This is a genomic window from Escherichia sp. KTE172, from assembly GCF_000408845.1.
GTDB classification, from domain to species: domain Bacteria; phylum Pseudomonadota; class Gammaproteobacteria; order Enterobacterales; family Enterobacteriaceae; genus Escherichia; species Escherichia coli.
Genome location: NZ_KE137316.1, coordinates 4,947,453 through 4,965,492, shown reverse-complemented (window position 1 = coordinate 4,965,492; position 18,040 = coordinate 4,947,453). Strand labels below are relative to the sequence as shown.

The window sequence follows — 18,040 nt, the reverse complement described above, 5'->3', positions numbered from 1 at the left end:
GAAAAGTAAATTATGAGTGTACGTTTAGTGTTAGCCAAAGGGCGCGAAAAATCATTACTTCGTCGCCATCCGTGGATCTTTTCCGGGGCCGTTGCCCGCATGGAAGGTAAAGCCAGCCTCGGGGAAACCATCGATATTGTTGATCATCAGGGAAAATGGTTAGCACGCGGCGCTTATTCGCCAGCTTCGCAAATCCGGGCGCGCGTCTGGACGTTTGACCCGAATGAATCTATCGACATTGCTTTTTTTACCCGCCGTTTGCAACAAGCGCAAAAATGGCGTGACTGGCTGGCGCAAAAAGATGGCCTCGACAGCTATCGTTTAATCGCCGGAGAATCTGATGGCCTGCCGGGTATTACTATCGATCGTTTCGGTAATTTTCTGGTGCTGCAACTACTGAGTGCTGGCGCAGAATATCAGCGCGCGGCATTAATTAGCGCCCTGCAAACGCTGTACCCGGAATGTGCGATTTACGATCGCAGCGATGTTGCGGTACGTAAAAAAGAAGGGATGGAGCTGACCCAGGGCCCCGTCACCGGCGAGTTGCCGCCTGCCCTGCTGCCGATTGAAGAACACGGCATGAAGCTGCTGGTGGATATTCAGCACGGACACAAAACGGGCTACTACCTGGATCAGCGTGATAGCCGCCTGGCTACCCGCCGCTACGTTGAAAATAAACGCGTACTGAACTGTTTCTCCTATACCGGTGGTTTCGCCGTATCGGCACTGATGGGCGGTTGCAGCCAGGTTGTCAGCGTTGATACCTCCCAGGAAGCCCTGGATATTGCACGGCAGAACGTTGAGCTGAACAAACTGGATCTGAGCAAGGCTGAGTTTGTCCGTGATGATGTCTTTAAATTGATGCGTACTTATCGCGATCGCGGTGAAAAATTTGACGTTATCGTGATGGACCCGCCGAAGTTTGTTGAGAATAAAAGCCAGTTGATGGGCGCATGTCGTGGCTATAAAGACATCAACATGCTGGCGATTCAGTTGCTGAATGAAGGTGGAGTTCTCCTGACTTTCTCCTGTTCCGGTCTGATGACCAGCGATTTATTTCAGAAAATCATCGCGGATGCCGCAATTGATGCCGGTCGTGATGTACAATTTATAGAGCAGTTCCGTCAGGCAGCCGATCATCCGGTGATCGCTACCTATCCGGAAGGGCTATATCTGAAAGGGTTTGCCTGTCGCGTCATGTAACTTGAAATGTGGAATTTTACCCTTATATCAAAGGTAAAGATTTCCCGGGAGGTGACTATGATTGCCAGCAAATTCGGTATCGGCCAGCAGGTCCGCCATTCCCTGTTAGGTTATCTCGGAGTGGTCGTGGATATCGACCCGGTTTATTCGCTCTCTGAACCGTCGCCTGATGAGCTGGCGGTGAATGACGAGCTTCGCGCCGCTCCGTGGTATCACGTGGTGATGGAGGACGATAACGGCCTACCGGTTCATACCTACCTGGCTGAAGCCCAGCTAAGTAGCGAATTGCAGGATGAACATCCTGAACAGCCATCCATGGATGAGCTGGCGCAGACCATCCGCAAACAACTTCAGGCCCCGCGTCTGCGTAACTAATCCCTGAACAAATCCCCGGAAGGTTTTGGCCTTCCGGGGATTTTTTATTTGGCCAGGCCCAGGCGAGGGATCTCAATAGCCGGGCAGCGATCCATCACCACATTTAACCCGGCATCCCGTGCCAGTACTGCCGCCTGCTCATTAATCACCCCCAGTTGCATCCAGAGGGTTTTCGCGCCAATGGCGATCGCTTCCTGCGCCACGCCCCACGCCGCTTCTGAATTCCGGAAAACATCGACCATATCGACTTTTTCCGGAACTTCTGCCAGCGTGCCATACCCCTGCTGGCCCAGCAGCGTTTTGCCGGCAACTTTTGGTGAAACCGGAATGACGTGATACCCCTGGTCGAGTAGATATTTCATCACGCGATAGCTGGGACGATCGGGTTTGTCGCTTGCCCCCACCAGCGCAATGGTGTGAGTGGACGTTAAAATGCCTGCAATATCGGTTTCTTTCATTATTTCCTCCAGACTGTTTAACAAAGTGTACGACAAAGCCGACATGCCAACCATGCAGCTAATACGAATGAATGAGAGCAAAAGCGGGAAATATGTCTATATGTTAGTAAGTATGATTAAAGAAAAATTTTGACACATTATTATTCGGGCGGTCTTTTGACAGGAGCTACCTATGAAAACCGGCATCGTGACCACCTTGATTGCATTATGTTTGCCGGTATCCGTTTTTGCCACCACGCTGCGGCTTTCAACCGATGTCGATCTTCTGGTACTCGACGGTAAAAAGGTTTCCAGCTCTCTGCTGCGCGGTGCGGACAGCATTGAACTGGATAATGGACCGCATCAGTTAGTGTTTCGCGTTGAGAAGACGATTCATCTTTCCAATAGTGAAGAACGGCTGTATATCTCCCCACCGCTGGTGGTCAGTTTTAATACCCAGCTCATCAACCAGGTCAATTTTCGCCTGCCTCGTCTGGAGAATGAGCGGGAAGCTAACCATTTTGATGCCGCGCCGCGCCTTGAATTGTTGGATGGCGATGCGACGCCGATTCCGGTAAAGCTGGATATTCTCGCCATTACCTCAACGGCAAAAACGATTGATTATGAGGTCGAGGTTGAACGCTATAACAAATCCGCGAAACGCGCTTCACTACCGCAATTTGCCACGATGATGGCAGATGACAGTACGCTGCTTTCGGGTGTTTCCGAGCTGGATGCTATTCCACCGCAGTCTCAGGTGCTCACAGAACAACGGCTGAAGTATTGGTTTAAACTGGCTGACCCACAAACGCGAAATACTTTCCTGCAATGGGCGGAAAAACAACCATCTTCCTGAGATTTTTGTGCCTGTGCGCAGGCTTTTTCGGTCTTTCTCTTGCAGCGATAAGTGCTTACAGTAATCTGTAGGAAAGTTAACTACGGATGTACATTATGGAACTGACGACACGCACTTTACCTGCGCGGAAACATATTGCGCTGGTGGCACACGATCACTGCAAACAAATGCTGATGAGCTGGGTGGAACGACATCAACCGTTACTGGAACAACACGTACTGTATGCAACAGGCACTACCGGTAACTTGATTTCCCGTGCAACCAGCATGAACGTCAACGCGATGTTGAGTGGCCCAATGGGGGGTGACCAGCAGGTTGGCGCATTGATCTCAGAAGGGAAAATTGATGTATTGATTTTCTTCTGGGACCCACTAAATGCCGTTCCGCACGATCCTGACGTGAAAGCCTTGCTGCGTCTGGCGACGGTATGGAACATTCCGGTCGCCACCAACGTGGCAACGGCAGACTTCATTATCCAGTCGCCGCATTTCAACGACGCGGTCGATATTCTGATCCCCGATTATCAGCGTTATCTCGCGGACCGTCTGAAGTAATATTGCACAGGTGGCAAACGCCACCTGTTTCTTACGGTTTTCTCGCCACCGGCACATCCAGATTTTTCAGTATTTCCACAAAGGGAGAGGGATTCTCTTTGTTAAACAGTGCCCATACCCGATGGCGTGCCCGGGTCAGCGCCACGTACATTAACCGCCGTTCTTCAGCGTCCGGGAAATCCTCAACCGGTGGCAGTAGCGCCTCTTCCATAATCGACTCCCGCGCCGCAGCCGGAAAACCATCACTTCCCTCCTGCAAGCCAACGATGATGACGTAATCCGCCTGTTGCCCTTTGCTGGCATGAATGGTCATAAAGTCGATTTGCAACTTCGGCCAGCGTGTTGCCGCTTTTTCCAGGCTGGCAGGCCTCATGTGATGGTAACGCGCCAGGATCAGAATGCGCTCTTCCGGTTTGGCATAACCAGAGAGCTTATCCAGCAAAGCGTCAAGATGGCTCTCATCCAATAACGTGACGGCTTTTTTGTCTCCATTGGTTAAGCTGTTTAGCGGCTTTTTCAGCTGGCCTGGGTTCTGCTGAATAAACCGGTTTGCCACCTCACCGATACGACTGTTAAAACGGTAAGTCGTGTCTAAATCGCAGCGATCGCCTTCACCAAAGTTTTCATGGAAAGCGGTGGTGAGCGACATTTGCGCACCGCTGAAGCGATAAATCGCCTGCCAGTCATCACCAACGGCGAACAACGTCGTCTGACTGTTTTGCTTGCGTAATGCCGCTAACAACGCTGCGCGCTGCGGCGAGATATCCTGAAATTCATCAACCAGAATATGCTTCCACGGGCTGATAAAGCGACCTTTCTCCAGAATCACAATCGCCTGGTGAATAAGGCCCGAAAAATCGACAGCGTTTTCTGCCTTCAGCGCACCTTTCCAGGCTTTTAATAACGGGGCCATCAACTTGATACGTTTACTGAACAGATCGCGAATCTCTTCGGGTGCACTGGCAATCATTTCTGCCTGTGCGCCACCGTGCATCCGCATCAGACTTACCCAACGATCGAGGCGTGAGGCAAGACGACGCTGTAATTTTTCATCATCCCAGAAGTTACCTTCTGGCACTGACCACTGCATTTCTTCCGTCAGCCATTGCCGCCAGCCCTTCGCCTGCGCTTTCTTTTCGCTGCATTGCTTGCGCCACTCAGCAATAAAGAGTTCATGACGGGCAGCGGTATCATTTTCCAGTTTGCTGACTATCGGAACTTTTTTGCTGCCCTGCTGAATAATATGCAGCGCCAGCGCATGAAACGTGCGTGCGGTAATGTCTTCGGTATGTAGCCGTTCGCGAATACGCTCGTCCATCTCTTCAGCGGCTTTGCGACCAAACGCCAGCAATAAAATTTGCTCAGGGGACGCTTCACCACGCGCCAGCAACCAGCCTGCACGGGCCACCAGCACCGACGTTTTTCCGCTTCCTGCACCAGCCAGCACTAACAGAGAATGCTCGCCATTAACGACTGCCCGGGCCTGCGCCGGATTCAGCGGTGAAGACTCGACCTGGCGGAAAAAATCTGCATACTCGGTAAGCATGGCTTCTGTATACGCCTGGTTATGCTGCAACCGAGCGCTTTCAATATCTTTCAACCAGGCCTGACATTTACGCCACGCCTCACGGCAGTTATCGAATTCTTCCAGTCGGTTAACCGGCAACGGCAACGCCGACAAAGCCTGGCGGATTTGTTGCTGAATGCCAGAGGTTTGCTCACGCGTCAGCCATTTATTTTCTCCAGTGCGCGTGGCAATCAAATCCAGTTGCTGGAGTAAAACACCAGACGCAATTTCGCTCATCTCGCCACTCCACCGCCGCCAGTGAGCATCAAGATGATGGTAAAAACGCTGCGTCTCGCCCCATTCGGTGCCGTGCAGACGCACCACTTTTTCGTCCGGCAGTACAAATTCCAGCTCGCCCCATACCAGACCGCGCTTACAGTGAATCGCCAGTAATTGATTGAAAGGAATAAGGTATTCGTGGCGATCACCGGAGACTTTAATCCCGGCATTGAGGATCACCGCCCGATCGTAAGGGTGCTGTGCCAGACGTTTTCCAAGCGTTGTCGCTTTCAGTTCCATGACTCTGTAGATCCACACGAAATGATTTCTTATCAGTGTAACCGTCAGAGAAAACGTGCTCCAGCCCAAAAAAACGTTACAATTGCCGCCCATTACTGAAAACCACAGTAAAGCGAGGTTTTATGCGTACCGTTTTGAACATTCTGAACTTTGTGCTTGGCGGATTTGCCACCACTCTGGGCTGGCTGTTGGCGACTCTGGTCAGTATTGTGCTGATTTTTACCTTACCGCTGACACGATCCTGCTGGGAGATCACTAAACTGTCTCTGGTGCCTTATGGCAATGAAGCTATTCATGTCGATGAACTGAACCCGGCTGGCAAAAATGTGCTGCTGAATACTGGCGGTACGGTATTGAATATTTTCTGGCTGATTTTCTTTGGCTGGTGGTTATGCCTGATGCACATTGCAACGGGCATCGCACAATGTATTTCCATCATTGGCATTCCTGTCGGCATTGCGAACTTTAAAATTGCCGCTATCGCACTATGGCCGGTCGGTCGTCGCGTGGTATCGGTAGAAACAGCGCAAGCTGCGCGTGAAGCCAATGCACGTCGTCGTTTTGAATAATCCACTAATATGGCCTTTATGCTAAGTCCTTTGCTCAAACGCTATACCTGGAACAGCGCCTGGCTGTATTACGCGCGTATTTTTATTGCGCTTTGTGGAACCACAGCGTTTCCGTGGTGGCTGGGTGATGTAAAACTGACGATTCCGCTGACGCTGGGGATGGTGGCAGCGGCGCTGACCGATCTCGATGACCGGCTGGCGGGACGTTTGCGTAACCTCATCATTACGCTGTTCTGCTTTTTTATCGCCTCGGCCTCAGTAGAATTGCTGTTTCCCTGGCCCTGGCTATTTGCAATTGGCTTAACGCTCTCTACCAGCGGCTTCATTTTGCTCGGCGGTCTGGGTCAACGCTATGCAACAATTGCCTTCGGTGCGTTACTGATCGCCATTTACACTATGTTGGGGACGTCACTGTATGAGCACTGGTATCAGCAGCCGATGTATCTGCTGGCCGGTGCCGTCTGGTACAACGTCCTGACACTTATTGGTCATCTACTGTTCCCGGTCCGCCCGCTGCAGGACAACCTGGCGCGTTGCTATGAACAACTGGCGCGTTACCTTGAGCTCAAGTCACGCATGTTTGATCCTGATATTGAAGATGAAAGCCAGGCACCGCTGTACGATTTGGCTCTCGCCAACGGTCAGCTGATGGCGACATTGAATCAGACGAAACTCTCGCTGCTGACCCGCTTACGTGGCGATCGTGGTCAACGGGGAACGCGTCGCACGCTGCATTATTACTTTGTCGCGCAGGATATTCACGAGCGTGCCAGCTCTTCTCATATTCAGTATCAAACATTGCGTGAACATTTTCGCCACAGCGACGTGCTGTTCCGTTTTCAGCGGCTGATGTCGATGCAGGGCCAGGCGTGCCAGCAACTGTCACGCTGTATTTTGCTGCGTCAGCCTTATCAACATGATCCGCATTTCGAGCGCGCTTTTACGCATATTGATGCTGCGCTGGAGCGGATGCGCGATAACGGCGCACCTGCCGATTTACTCAAAACACTGGGATTTTTGCTGAACAATTTACGCGCCATTGATGCCCAACTGGCAACAATTGAATCAGAACAGGCCCAGGCACTGCCCCATAATAATGACGAAAATGAGCTCGCTGATGACAGCCCGCACGGATTGAGTGATATCTGGCTGCGTCTTAGCCGTCACTTCACGCCGGAATCCGCCCTCTTCCGTCATGCGGTAAGAATGTCGCTGGTGTTGTGCTTCGGCTACGCCATCATTCAGATAACCGGAATGCATCACGGGTATTGGATCTTGCTGACAAGTTTGTTTGTCTGCCAGCCAAACTATAACGCCACGCGCCACCGCCTGAAGTTAAGGATTATTGGTACGCTGGTAGGTATCGCCATTGGCATTCCTGTGCTGTGGTTTGTACCGTCACTGGAAGGGCAACTGGTGCTACTGGTTATTACCGGCGTGCTCTTTTTTGCCTTCCGTAACGTGCAATACGCCCATGCAACGATGTTCATCACACTTTTGGTGCTACTTTGTTTTAACTTGTTGGGTGAAGGTTTTGAAGTGGCGTTACCTCGCGTAATCGATACGCTGATTGGTTGTGCCATTGCGTGGGCGGCGGTGAGCTACATCTGGCCTGACTGGAAGTTTCGCAATCTGCCGCGCATGCTCGAACGCGCCACAGAGGCCAACTGTCGGTATCTCGATGCCATACTGGAGCAATACCATCAGGGGCGTGATAACCGTCTGGCGTATCGTATTGCCCGCCGCGATGCACACAACCGTGATGCTGAACTGGCGTCGGTGGTATCAAATATGTCCAGCGAACCGAACGTTACCCCGCAAATTCGCGAAGCCGCGTTTCGGTTGCTGTGCCTTAACCATACGTTTACCAGCTATATCTCAGCCCTCGGTGCTCACCGGGAGCAGTTAACTAATCCTGAAATTCTGGCGTTTCTTGATGACGCCGTTTGCTATGTTGATGACGCGCTACATCATCAACCTGCTGATGAAGAACGCGTCAATCAGGCATTAGCTGGCCTGAAACAGCGGATGCAGCAACTTGAACCTCGGGCAGACAGCAAAGAACCTCTGGTCGTACAACAAGTTGGGTTATTGATTGCATTACTGCCAGAGATTGGTCGTCTGCAACGCCAGATTACTCAAGTTCCGCAGGAAACTCCTGTTTCGGCGTAAGAGAGTCAGCCCATTCTGCAAGCTCCTGGCGGCGTGCCACCGGGAGCGCAGCTTCATGAATGCCGATAATGGCCCCTTCAAGCATAAACAGAATCTTTTCTGTCACCAGACTGTTTTGCTGCCGCAGTCGCAACCAACACATTTTTGCCCCAAGTATACGTAACGCCCGTACATCCTTAATCCCCACCTCCCCGAGAATCGCTTCCAGATGAAAAGACATATTGGGCAAATCTTTCAGTCTTTCCCGGGTATTGCGCGTGCTTTTCTCTTTCAGCGCTGCATCGAGAGAATATTTCGACAGACGCACCAGCTTCAGTTGATTTCGCCATAGACTTTCATCAACCCGATAGTAATTGAGGGTAACGGATCGGCCACACTTTTTATATGTCAGCCAAACAGGCGGATGTTTTACACAGTACTGTGCACTTTGCTCACAAGCCCGAAGATACAACTCACCATCAGAAACCATCGCAAACACCGTGTCGTCAACGGTCAGGCTGTAACTACCAAACAATGATCGGTATTCAATTGTGCCCAACGTTGCCAGGTATTCTTGTGATTTATAGATCCGCTTATAGGAGAGGCTTTTCATAAAATTCCTTTTAAAATCATAACATAAAAGAATGATTCACATTAACGGATCCGTTAACTACGAAAATAGGCAACTTATTCTTAAGGGGCAAGATTAATTTATGTTTTCCCGTCACCAACGACAAAATTTGCGAGGCTCTTTCCGAAAATAGGGTTGATCTTTGTTGTCACTGGATGTACTGTACATCCATACAGTAACTCACAGGGGCTGGATTGATTATGTACACTTCAGGCTATGCACATCGTTCTTCGTCGTTCTCATCCGCAGCAAGTAAAATTGCGCGTGTCTCTACGGAAAACACTACAGCCGGGCTTATCAGTGAAGTTGTCTATCGCGAAGATCAGCCCATGATGACGCAACTTCTACTGTTGCCATTGTTACAGCAACTCGGTCAGCAATCGCGCTGGCAACTCTGGTTAACACCGCAACAAAAACTGAGTCGCGAATGGGTTCAGGCATCTGGGCTACCCTTAACGAAAGTAATGCAGATTAGCCAGCTCTCCCCTTGCCACACCGTGGAGTCAATGGTTCGCGCTTTACGCACGGGCAATTACAGCGTGGTGATCGGTTGGTTGGCAGATGATTTGACTGAAGAAGAGCATGCTGAACTTGTTGATGCGGCAAATGAAGGTAACGCTATGGGGTTTATTATGCGTCCGGTAAGTGCATCCTCTCACGCCACGAGACAACTTTCCGGGCTAAAAATTCACTCTAATTTGTATCATTAAGTAAATTTAGGATTAATCCTGGAACTTTTTTTGTCGCCCAGCCAATGCTTTCAGTCGTGACTAATTTTCCTTGCGGAGGCTTGTCTGAAGCGGTTTCCGCGATTTTCTTCTGTAAATTGTCGCTGACAAAAAAGATTAAACGTACCTTATACAAGACTTTTTTTTCATATGCCTGACGGAGTTCACACTTGTAAGTTTTCAACTACGTTGTAGACTTTACATCGCCAGGGGTGCTCGGCATAAGCCGAAGATATCGGTAGAGTTAATATTGAGCAGATCCCCGGTGAAGGATTTAACCGTGTTATCTCGTTGGAGATATTCATGGCGTATTTTGGATGATAACGAGGCGCAAAAAATGAAAAAGACAGCTATCGCGATTGCAGTGGCACTGGCTGGTTTCGCTACCGTAGCGCAGGCCGCTCCGAAAGATAACACCTGGTACACTGGTGCTAAACTGGGCTGGTCCCAGTACCATGACACTGGTTTCATCAACAACAATGGTCCGACCCATGAAAACCAACTGGGCGCTGGTGCTTTTGGTGGTTACCAGGTTAACCCGTATGTTGGCTTTGAAATGGGTTATGACTGGTTAGGTCGTATGCCATACAAAGGCAGCGTTGAAAACGGTGCATATAAAGCTCAGGGCGTTCAGCTGACCGCTAAACTGGGTTACCCAATCACTGACGATCTGGACGTATACACTCGTCTGGGTGGTATGGTATGGCGTGCAGACACTAAATCCAACGTTTATGGTAAAAACCATGACACCGGCGTTTCTCCGGTCTTCGCTGGCGGTGTTGAGTATGCGATCACTCCTGAAATCGCTACCCGTCTGGAATACCAGTGGACCAACAACATCGGTGACGCACACACCATCGGTACTCGTCCGGACAACGGCATGCTGAGCCTGGGTGTTTCCTACCGTTTCGGTCAGGGCGAAGCAGCTCCAGTAGTTGCTCCGGCTCCAGCTCCGGCACCGGAAGTACAGACCAAGCACTTCACTCTGAAGTCTGACGTTCTGTTCACCTTCAACAAAGCAACCCTGAAACCGGAAGGTCAGGCTGCTCTGGATCAGCTGTACAGCCAGCTGAGCAACCTGGATCCGAAAGACGGTTCCGTAGTTGTTCTGGGTTACACTGACCGCATCGGTTCTGACGCTTACAACCAGGGTCTGTCCGAGCGCCGTGCTCAGTCTGTTGTTGATTACCTGATCTCCAAAGGTATCCCGGCAGACAAGATCTCCGCACGTGGTATGGGCGAATCCAACCCGGTTACTGGCAACACCTGTGACAACGTGAAACAGCGTGCTGCACTGATCGACTGCCTGGCTCCGGATCGTCGCGTAGAGATCGAAGTTAAAGGCATCAAAGACGTTGTAACTCAGCCGCAGGCTTAAGTTCTCGTCTGGTAAAAAACCCCGCTGCTGCGGGGTTTTTTTTCGTCTTTAGAAAATTGAACTGACTTTCGTCAGTTATTCCTTACCCAGCAATGCCTGCAGATCCTGCTTCAAAGAAGACATTTTATTCGCGTATTTCTCTTTGTTTTCCGCATCTTCAATCAGCTGAACAATCGTTTCAGAAAGCGTTTTACCGCGACGCTGCGCAAGACCAGCCAGACGTTGCCAGACAATAAATTCCAGATCGATCGATTTTTTGCGCGTATGCTGGTGTTCCGCATTAAAATGGCGCTTTCGTCTGGCCCGAATGGTCTGCTTCATGCGATTGACCAGTTCCGGATTCATATGCTTGTCAATCCAGCCATTTACCAGCACGGGTTCATTTTCCAGCGAGAGCAACACATCGACGGCTTCCTGGGCGGCACTGGCTTCTATGTAACGGGTGATTAACTCCCCTTCGCGATGCTTCTTCACCAGATACTTCCATTTCCAACCGCTTTCAAGATTTTCAAGTTGTTGATATTTCATAGCGATCTCAATGTTACCGTGTAACTCTTTACAGAATATCAGCTTTTTAGGCCAGTGAAGAAAAGAATCTCCATCCTGTGAGCTTTAACGCCCATGCCAGGAGTATTGTCGGTGCTTTCTACGTGTGCTGCAGTGCCGGTTACGGTATAATCGCGGCTTTGACAACAGACTAAAAAACATCAACTTTGACCATTACGAAACTTGCATGGCGTGACCTGGTTCCTGATACCGATAGCTATCAGGAAATATTTGCTCAGCCACATTTGATTGACGAAAACGATCCTTTATTCAGTGATACTCAACCGCGACTGCAATTTGCGCTGGAGCAGTTGCTGCATACGCGAGCATCCTCCTCTTTTATGCTGGCGAAGGCCCCGGAAGAGTCTGAGTATCTGAATCTTATTGCCGATGCCGCGCGTGCGCTACAAAGCGATGCAGGCCAACTGGTGGGCGGTCACTATGAGGTTTCCGGGCACACCATCCGCTTACGTAACACAGTGAGTGCAGATGATAATTTTGCGACTTTAACGCAAGTTGTCGCTGCCGACTGGGTAGAAGCGGAGCAACTCTTTGGCTGCCTGCGCCAGTTTAATGGCGACATTACCCTGCAGCCAGGTCTGGTGCATCAGGCAAATGGCGGTATTCTCATCATCTCTTTGCGTACACTGCTGGCGCAACCTCTGCTGTGGATGCGGCTGAAAAATATCGTTAACCGCGGGCGTTTTGACTGGGTTGCGTTTGATGAGTCGCGCCCTCTCCCCGTCTCTGTGCCTTCGATGCCATTGAAGCTGAAAGTCATTCTGGTAGGCGAACGCGAATCATTGGCTGATTTCCAGGAGATGGAGCCAGAGCTTTCAGAGCAGGCTATTTATAGCGAATTTGAAGATACTCTGCAGATTGTCGATGCGGAGTCAGTAAGCCAGTGGTGTCGCTGGGTGACATTTACCGCCAGACATAATCACTTACCTGCACCGGGAGCGGATGCCTGGCCGGTGCTTATCCGCGAAGCAGCACGCTACACCGGTGAACAAGAAACACTTCCGCTTAGCCCGCAGTGGATCCTCCGCCAGTGTAAAGAGGTCGCCTCCCTGTGTGATGGCGACACCTTCTCCGGCGAGCAGCTAAACTTAATGCTACAGCAGCGTGAATGGCGCGAAGGTTTCCTCGCTGAACGCATGCAGGATGAGATTCTTCAGGAGCAAATCCTGATTGAAACCGAAGGCGAACGCATCGGGCAAATTAACGCCCTTTCGGTCATTGAATTTCCGGGTCATCCACGCGCTTTTGGCGAACCTTCTCGCATTAGCTGCGTTGTGCATATTGGCGATGGTGAATTCACCGACATCGAACGCAAAGCGGAGCTTGGCGGCAATATCCATGCGAAAGGGATGATGATCATGCAGGCGTTCCTGATGTCGGAACTACAGCTTGAGCAACAGATCCCCTTCTCAGCATCGCTGACATTTGAGCAGTCATACAGTGAAGTGGATGGCGATAGTGCCTCGATGGCTGAACTCTGCGCCCTGATAAGCGCCCTCGCCGATGTGCCGGTGAATCAGAGTATCGCTATCACAGGTTCAGTCGATCAGTTCGGTCGTGCCCAGCCGGTCGGTGGTTTAAATGAGAAAATCGAAGGCTTCTTTGCTATTTGCCAGCAACGTGAGTTAACTGGGAAACAAGGTGTCATTATCCCCACTGCTAACATTCGCCATTTAAGTCTTCACAGTGAACTGGTGAAAGCGGTAGAAGAAGGCAAATTCACCATCTGGGCAGTAGACGATGTGACTGACGCACTGCCGTTATTATTAAATCTGGTGTGGGATGGCGAAGGCCAAACGACGCTGATGCAAACCATCCAGGAACGTATCGCGCAAGCATCGCAACAGGAAGGACGTCACCGTTTTCCATGGCCATTACGTTGGCTGAACTGGTTTATTCCGAACTGATCGGACTTGTTCAGCGTACACGTGTTAGCTATCCTGCGTGCTTCAATAAAATAAGGCTTACAGAGAACATGGTAGATAAACGCGAATCCTATACAAAAGAAGACCTTCTTGCCTCTGGTCGCGGTGAACTGTTTGGCGCTAAAGGTCCGCAATTGCCAGCACCGAACATGCTGATGATGGACCGTGTGGTCAAAATGACCGAAACGGGTGGTAACTTCGACAAAGGGTATGTTGAAGCAGAACTGGATATCAATCCGGATCTGTGGTTCTTCGGATGCCACTTCATTGGTGATCCGGTTATGCCAGGATGTCTGGGCCTGGACGCAATGTGGCAGCTGGTAGGGTTCTACCTCGGCTGGCTGGGCGGCGAAGGTAAAGGCCGCGCGCTGGGCGTTGGCGAAGTGAAATTCACTGGTCAGGTACTGCCGACAGCGAAAAAAGTGACCTACCGTATTCACTTTAAACGCATTGTTAACCGTCGTCTGATTATGGGCCTGGCGGATGGCGAAGTGCTGGTTGATGGTCGTCTGATCTATACCGCCAGCGACCTGAAAGTCGGTCTGTTCCAGGATACGTCTGCCTTCTGATTATAATCAGACAGAGTATCAAAAGGCGAAACCTCCGCAATGCGGAGGTTTCTTTTTAAAGAGACAGAATCAGGCCATTACTACCCTGTCCGCCATGGCTTCTCGCCAGCCTCCCAGCCATTGTGACCTTTGATTCAGCGTCTGATAGGGACACATTTCTTTTGAGCGTCCGGCGATGCCGGCCTGATAACCACGTTGATGTGCCCGTTCCAGGCGATCTCGTTTTTGTCTCTTCATGCCTCGTTTCCCTCATACTGGTTTCTGGTGGAAAAGAAAACAGTGATTACTAAATGTGCAATCACAGTTAAGCAATACCGCGAATCATAACTGCCGTCAATGCGCAAAATTCACGCCACTGTCATATTTGTGAGCTACACGGGCATGTCAGTTGTACAAAAAATGTGAAGAGGAACAACTTTTTCCGCACCTTAGAAACAAAAAAACCGCCTCAGGCAACATACCGGAGACGGTTATATTTACAAATCTTTATGATTACGGTAGACGCTTTATCTCTTGCGCAATAGAAGCGGCTTCCTGACTCCAGACACTGGCCAGCACTTTAACCATTTCATCGTAACCATCCTGAGTTTGCACCCCTTCCAGACGGAACGGACGTTTGATCAGTTGTCCCTGGTGGTTCAACAGCCACTCACCACTGACAATGACCTTGCCATCATATCGCCCGTTAAACTCCGTTACGGTAACATTGAGCGTATCCTGGGCGCTTCCCAGAGGCTGGGAGGCAACCACCCAGCCGGGCAGTTGCGTGCTCAGGTTGGCAACCAGAGTGTTGCGCAACTGTTGATCCAACGGGCTGGCCCACAAGTTGTTGTTGGCAATCACATACTTCACATCACTGGTTTGATAAACCACACCATTCCCCGCCAGATAGTCAGGAACAGCGACCTGCTCTACCCATAACAGGCGATTACCCTGGCTGGCGGTACTTTGTGTACCGCTCTGCACCACAGGTAACTGGTAATAGTTTTTATTAATTTCGCCGGAGCTGCATCCGGCCAGCCACAGTGCTGCAATCGTCACTAGCCACTTTTTCATTGTTTCGCCCTCTTCGGCTCTGGATCTTTTTTGTCCTTCGCTTCAAATACCAGCGCGTTACTCTTCTCGTTGAGCGTTTTCAGCACCGGTTGCAGTTCTCGCAACACCTGATCAAGTCGCTGCATATCCGCCACCATCTTGTTGTAGGCTGCGGAGCCAGGCTGGAAGCCCTGCATACTGCGATTCAATTCACGCAACGTTGACTGCATATCCGTCGGTAACTGCTGCATCGACTGGCTGGCGAGGATCTTGTTCATGCTATCCAGCGTCGTTTGCAGGTTTTTCATTGTGCGCTGACTTTCAGAAAGCGTACTGGTTGCCTGTTCAATCATCGGATTCAATGGCAGTTTGTTGATCTTATCCAACGCTTCCATCAGTCGTTGCTGGATTTGCGCCAGACCGCCGCTAACGGTCGGGATAATCTGATAACCATTAAATTCACGAATACCGGTTATTGCAGGCGTATTTGGATAGAAATCGAGATCAACATACAGTGCGCCAGTGACCAGGTTTCCGGTTTTCAGCGATCCGCGTAAACCACGTTTCAACAATTCGCCAAGGTGCTCAACAACATCCGCATTTTCGCCAAGCTGCATTTTCAGCCGCTCTGGCTCGATACGAATCAGTACCGGAATACGGTAATCATCGTTAAATGTCTGACGCATATTCGGCGCAAAGAATGGCACTTTGCTTACGGTACCCAGGCGAATACCCCGGAATTCTACCGGAGCTCCCGGTTGCAGACCGCGTACCGAATCTTTAAAGAACATCAGATAATCAATGTGATCGGTGTACAACGAATCCTGAATGCTCTTCTGATCATCATACAAAACGAAAGCTGTTTTCGGTGCCACTGGCTGCCCTAAATCCAGACCTTCCGGCACATCAAAGCTGACACCGCCACTCAGCAGCGTTGTCAATGAGCCCATCTCCACACGCATTCCCGCTGACGTCAAATCAACCGCAATGCCACTATCTTTCCAGAAACGAACATTGCTGGTCACCAGTCGGTCATAAGGTGCATTGATGAACAGTTGATAGCTGATATTGCGTTTTTGCGTATCGAAGGTGCTGGTTTCAACCGAACCTACCCGATAGCCACGGAACAGCACGGGATCTCCTGGCGAGAGCTGCCCGGCTTTTTTGCTATCGAGAATCACACGGATACCTTTCGCATCAGGCGGAGCCAACGGTGGCGAGTCCAGCAAATCGTATTTATCCATTTTGCTGCCTTTCGCGCCTGGCTGCAGTTCGATATAAACCCCAGACAGCAGCGTTCCCAGGCCGCTAATCCCTTCTCGACCAATCTGCGGTTTCACCACCCAAAAGACGGTATCTTTATGCAGCAATTTTTCCATACCGGAATTCAGCCGCGCTTTGATTTCAACGTGCGTCAAATCATCAGCCAGTGTGGCGCTTTCAACCACGCCGACGTCAACGCTACGGCTTTTAATGGTGGTTTTGCCACCTTCAATTCCTTCCGCATTCGCGGTGATCAGGGTCACTTCCGGTCCCTGATGGCTGTAATGATAAAAAAGAACCCAGGCCCCAATGAGCGCCGTGACGATAGGAAATATCCACACGGGAGACCAGTTCTTCACTTTCTGGATTTTGGCTTCCCCATTATTAGATTCCATACTGTCAGGACTCCTCATGCTCTGATTCAGGTTGACGATCCCACGACAAACGCGGGTCAAACGTCATAGCAGAAAACATTGTCATTATGACGACTAAAGCAAACATTAATGCACCCATTGCCGGATAAATACTCATTAAACCTCCCATACGCACCAGCGCCGAGAGCACCGCGATAACGAAAACGTCAATCATCGACCAGCGGCCTACAAACTCAACAACTTCATAAATCAAATGCATTCTTTCACTGTCGCGCTTGCCATGCCCTTTGGCATCCCAGCACAGCCACGCTATGGCGATCATCTTTAACGTTGGCACCATAATACTGGCCAGAAAGATAACCGCAGCGACGGGATAAGATCCTTCGCTCCATAACAGGATGACCCCAGCGAGAATCGTCGATGGCATCTTCGAACCTAATAAATCCGTCACCATGATGGGCAAAATATTAGCCGGAAGATACAGCATGATGGACGTTACAAGCAGCGCGAGTGTCCATTGCAGGCTGTTTCTACGCCGAACGTACCCTTTAGTACCACAGCGCGGGCATACGGGTTCATCAGCAGGAAGGATTGCCGTACAACAGGAGCACGAACGTAACCCCTGACGTATCCCCGTGACGCCAGGTTTTAGCGGCTGGCGCAGTGCTGGCATCGGGGCGATATCGTCCCACAACCAGCGACGATCAACGCACTGAAAGGCGCGCAGTTGCAGGACACAAAATAAACACCAGGGGAGAAAGCTACTGCCGACACCAATGCTGCCGTAGGCCATCAGTTTAACGAAACTGACCAGCACACCCGCGAGGAAAATCTCCGCCATTCCCCAGGTTTTGAGTTGAAAAAGCACTCGTGCCAGTTGCTCTTTTAAACGGACCGGTAATTCCGCGCGATTCACCAGTAACAGAATGGTTATCAGACAAAACGCGGGAACCAGTTGCACAAACAACAGGAAAAAGGTGCCGAGGCTGGCGTAGTCCTCAGAAAAAAGCACGCCGGGAATTTCCAGTAATGTAATTTCACTGGTGACTCCCGCAACGTTCATATTCACAAAAGGAAACAAGTTGGACAGCAACAGCATGAACAGTGCAGCCAACGCATAGGCGGTGGGACGCTGCCGAGGGGCATCCCACGCCACGGTTAACGTTGTGCCACACCGGGGACATGCCGCTTTCTGACCATGCTCAAGGCGCGGTAACGCCACCAGCATGTCACACTGCGAGCACAGGATGTGCTTCGCGGCATGATGATGTTCGCACATTGGTACTCCTTAATGATGCGCTATTTTACAGATGACTAACAAAGTGTTGGTTTTCATGCC

Annotated in this window: 18 protein-coding genes; 10 read left to right on the top strand and 8 right to left on the bottom strand. The window is 50.6% G+C overall.

From position 1 onward, the window contains the following. The first annotated feature begins 12 nt into the window (after nucleotides 1-12). Both rlmI and hspQ read left to right on the top strand, forming a co-directional pair. A complete protein-coding gene (gene rlmI / locus G434_RS01015) occupies nucleotides 13-1,203 on the top strand; it encodes a 23S rRNA (cytosine(1962)-C(5))-methyltransferase RlmI (protein WP_000116265.1) in 1,191 nt (396 codons plus the stop codon). Nucleotides 1,204-1,260: 57 nt separating this feature from the next. Then, on the top strand, nucleotides 1,261-1,578 hold the full coding sequence (hspQ, locus tag G434_RS01020) for a heat shock protein HspQ (protein WP_001295356.1): 318 nt from the start codon (nucleotides 1,261-1,263) through the stop codon (nucleotides 1,576-1,578). A gap of 44 nt (nucleotides 1,579-1,622) precedes the next feature. Here the strand turns inward: hspQ and G434_RS01025 are convergent, their stop codons facing one another. Further along, nucleotides 1,623-2,036 carry a CoA-binding protein gene (locus G434_RS01025; RefSeq protein ID WP_000665218.1) on the bottom strand — a complete coding sequence of 138 codons (414 nt, stop codon included), beginning with the start codon at nucleotides 2,034-2,036 and terminating at the stop codon, nucleotides 1,623-1,625. 172 nt (nucleotides 2,037-2,208) lie between these two features. On the opposite strand from G434_RS01025, the gene G434_RS01030 reads away from it, so the two are divergent. Together G434_RS01030 and mgsA are read left to right on the top strand one after the other, a co-directional pair. Next, nucleotides 2,209-2,871, top strand: a complete 663-nt coding sequence (locus G434_RS01030; RefSeq protein WP_000847791.1) for a DUF2057 family protein — start codon at nucleotides 2,209-2,211, stop codon at nucleotides 2,869-2,871. A gap of 95 nt (nucleotides 2,872-2,966) precedes the next feature. Then, nucleotides 2,967-3,425, top strand: coding sequence for a methylglyoxal synthase (gene mgsA / locus G434_RS01035; RefSeq protein WP_001309396.1), 459 nt, complete (start codon nucleotides 2,967-2,969; stop codon nucleotides 3,423-3,425). 31 nt (nucleotides 3,426-3,456) lie between these two features. Here mgsA and helD read toward each other — a convergent pair whose 3' ends face one another. Beyond that, complete coding sequence (gene helD, locus G434_RS01040; RefSeq protein WP_001305911.1) at nucleotides 3,457-5,511, bottom strand: DNA helicase IV; 2,055 nt, start codon at nucleotides 5,509-5,511, stop codon at nucleotides 3,457-3,459. A 122-nt stretch (nucleotides 5,512-5,633) separates the two neighbouring features. Between helD and G434_RS01045 the strand changes: the two genes are divergently transcribed. Continuing rightward, nucleotides 5,634-6,080 (top strand): YccF domain-containing protein, encoded by a 447-nt coding sequence (locus G434_RS01045; RefSeq protein WP_001261235.1) that lies wholly within the window; start codon nucleotides 5,634-5,636, stop codon nucleotides 6,078-6,080. Nucleotides 6,081-6,089: 9 nt separating this feature from the next. Next, nucleotides 6,090-8,252 carry a YccS family putative transporter gene (yccS, locus tag G434_RS01050; protein ID WP_000875041.1) on the top strand — a complete coding sequence of 721 codons (2,163 nt, stop codon included), beginning with the start codon at nucleotides 6,090-6,092 and terminating at the stop codon, nucleotides 8,250-8,252. On the opposite strand, the gene sxy is transcribed toward yccS, so the two are convergent. Then, nucleotides 8,215-8,844, bottom strand: coding sequence for a CRP-S regulon transcriptional coactivator Sxy (gene sxy / locus G434_RS01055; RefSeq protein WP_000839153.1), 630 nt, complete (start codon nucleotides 8,842-8,844; stop codon nucleotides 8,215-8,217). The two genes, yccS and sxy, sit on opposite strands and share 38 nt — an antisense overlap. 218 nt (nucleotides 8,845-9,062) lie before the next feature. Between sxy and sulA the strand changes: the two genes are divergently transcribed. Together sulA and ompA are read left to right on the top strand one after the other, a co-directional pair. Continuing rightward, nucleotides 9,063-9,572: an SOS-induced cell division inhibitor SulA gene (sulA, locus tag G434_RS01060; protein ID WP_000288710.1), complete on the top strand. Its 510-nt coding sequence runs from the start codon at nucleotides 9,063-9,065 to the stop codon at nucleotides 9,570-9,572. Nucleotides 9,573-9,927: 355 nt separating this feature from the next. Continuing rightward, on the top strand, nucleotides 9,928-10,968 hold the full coding sequence (gene ompA / locus G434_RS01065; RefSeq protein WP_001309394.1) for a porin OmpA: 1,041 nt from the start codon (nucleotides 9,928-9,930) through the stop codon (nucleotides 10,966-10,968). Nucleotides 10,969-11,043: 75 nt separating this feature from the next. Here ompA and matP read toward each other — a convergent pair whose 3' ends face one another. Continuing rightward, nucleotides 11,044-11,496: a macrodomain Ter protein MatP gene (matP, locus tag G434_RS01070; protein ID WP_000877161.1), complete on the bottom strand. Its 453-nt coding sequence runs from the start codon at nucleotides 11,494-11,496 to the stop codon at nucleotides 11,044-11,046. 185 nt (nucleotides 11,497-11,681) lie between these two features. On the opposite strand from matP, the gene G434_RS01075 reads away from it, so the two are divergent. Beyond that, nucleotides 11,682-13,442: an AAA family ATPase gene (locus G434_RS01075; RefSeq protein ID WP_000156482.1), complete on the top strand. Its 1,761-nt coding sequence runs from the start codon at nucleotides 11,682-11,684 to the stop codon at nucleotides 13,440-13,442. Nucleotides 13,443-13,510: 68 nt separating this feature from the next. Next, a complete protein-coding gene (gene fabA, locus G434_RS01080; RefSeq protein WP_000227927.1) occupies nucleotides 13,511-14,029 on the top strand; it encodes a bifunctional 3-hydroxydecanoyl-ACP dehydratase/trans-2-decenoyl-ACP isomerase in 519 nt (172 codons plus the stop codon). Nucleotides 14,030-14,098: 69 nt separating this feature from the next. Here the strand turns inward: fabA and rmf are convergent, their stop codons facing one another. From rmf to pqiA, 4 genes are all read right to left on the bottom strand, one after another. After that, complete coding sequence (gene rmf / locus G434_RS01085; RefSeq protein WP_000828648.1) at nucleotides 14,099-14,266, bottom strand: ribosome modulation factor; 168 nt, start codon at nucleotides 14,264-14,266, stop codon at nucleotides 14,099-14,101. 255 nt (nucleotides 14,267-14,521) lie between these two features. Then, the gene (gene pqiC / locus G434_RS01090; protein ID WP_000759110.1) at nucleotides 14,522-15,085 is read right to left on the bottom strand and encodes a membrane integrity-associated transporter subunit PqiC; all 564 of its coding nucleotides are present in this window, start codon (nucleotides 15,083-15,085) and stop codon (nucleotides 14,522-14,524) included. After that, nucleotides 15,082-16,722, bottom strand: coding sequence for an intermembrane transport protein PqiB (gene pqiB, locus G434_RS01095; RefSeq protein ID WP_000445541.1), 1,641 nt, complete (start codon nucleotides 16,720-16,722; stop codon nucleotides 15,082-15,084). The genes pqiC and pqiB overlap by 4 nt, the downstream gene beginning before the upstream one ends. Nucleotides 16,723-16,726: 4 nt before the next feature. Then, nucleotides 16,727-17,980 carry a membrane integrity-associated transporter subunit PqiA gene (gene pqiA / locus G434_RS01100; protein ID WP_000333164.1) on the bottom strand — a complete coding sequence of 418 codons (1,254 nt, stop codon included), beginning with the start codon at nucleotides 17,978-17,980 and terminating at the stop codon, nucleotides 16,727-16,729. Nucleotides 17,981-18,040: the final 60 nt, after the last annotated feature.

What these genes read in the sequence shown, in the direction of transcription:
- sxy (WP_000839153.1), bottom strand. Translation starts at nt 8,844, where the DNA reads ATGAAAAGCCTCTCCTATAAGCGGATCTATAAATCACAAGAATACCTG.
- pqiA (WP_000333164.1), bottom strand. Translation starts at nt 17,980, where the DNA reads ATGTGCGAACATCATCATGCCGCGAAGCACATCCTGTGCTCGCAGTGT.
- sulA (WP_000288710.1), top strand. Translation starts at nt 9,063, where the DNA reads ATGTACACTTCAGGCTATGCACATCGTTCTTCGTCGTTCTCATCCGCA.
- rmf (WP_000828648.1), bottom strand. Translation starts at nt 14,266, where the DNA reads ATGAAGAGACAAAAACGAGATCGCCTGGAACGGGCACATCAACGTGGT.
- G434_RS01025 (WP_000665218.1), bottom strand. Translation starts at nt 2,036, where the DNA reads ATGAAAGAAACCGATATTGCAGGCATTTTAACGTCCACTCACACCATT.
- ompA (WP_001309394.1), top strand. Translation starts at nt 9,928, where the DNA reads ATGAAAAAGACAGCTATCGCGATTGCAGTGGCACTGGCTGGTTTCGCT.
- mgsA (WP_001309396.1), top strand. Translation starts at nt 2,967, where the DNA reads ATGGAACTGACGACACGCACTTTACCTGCGCGGAAACATATTGCGCTG.
- yccS (WP_000875041.1), top strand. Translation starts at nt 6,090, where the DNA reads ATGGCCTTTATGCTAAGTCCTTTGCTCAAACGCTATACCTGGAACAGC.
- hspQ (WP_001295356.1), top strand. Translation starts at nt 1,261, where the DNA reads ATGATTGCCAGCAAATTCGGTATCGGCCAGCAGGTCCGCCATTCCCTG.
- G434_RS01030 (WP_000847791.1), top strand. Translation starts at nt 2,209, where the DNA reads ATGAAAACCGGCATCGTGACCACCTTGATTGCATTATGTTTGCCGGTA.
- G434_RS01045 (WP_001261235.1), top strand. Translation starts at nt 5,634, where the DNA reads ATGCGTACCGTTTTGAACATTCTGAACTTTGTGCTTGGCGGATTTGCC.
- matP (WP_000877161.1), bottom strand. Translation starts at nt 11,496, where the DNA reads ATGAAATATCAACAACTTGAAAATCTTGAAAGCGGTTGGAAATGGAAG.
- rlmI (WP_000116265.1), top strand. Translation starts at nt 13, where the DNA reads ATGAGTGTACGTTTAGTGTTAGCCAAAGGGCGCGAAAAATCATTACTT.
- pqiC (WP_000759110.1), bottom strand. Translation starts at nt 15,085, where the DNA reads ATGAAAAAGTGGCTAGTGACGATTGCAGCACTGTGGCTGGCCGGATGC.
- pqiB (WP_000445541.1), bottom strand. Translation starts at nt 16,722, where the DNA reads ATGGAATCTAATAATGGGGAAGCCAAAATCCAGAAAGTGAAGAACTGG.
- helD (WP_001305911.1), bottom strand. Translation starts at nt 5,511, where the DNA reads ATGGAACTGAAAGCGACAACGCTTGGAAAACGTCTGGCACAGCACCCT.
- fabA (WP_000227927.1), top strand. Translation starts at nt 13,511, where the DNA reads ATGGTAGATAAACGCGAATCCTATACAAAAGAAGACCTTCTTGCCTCT.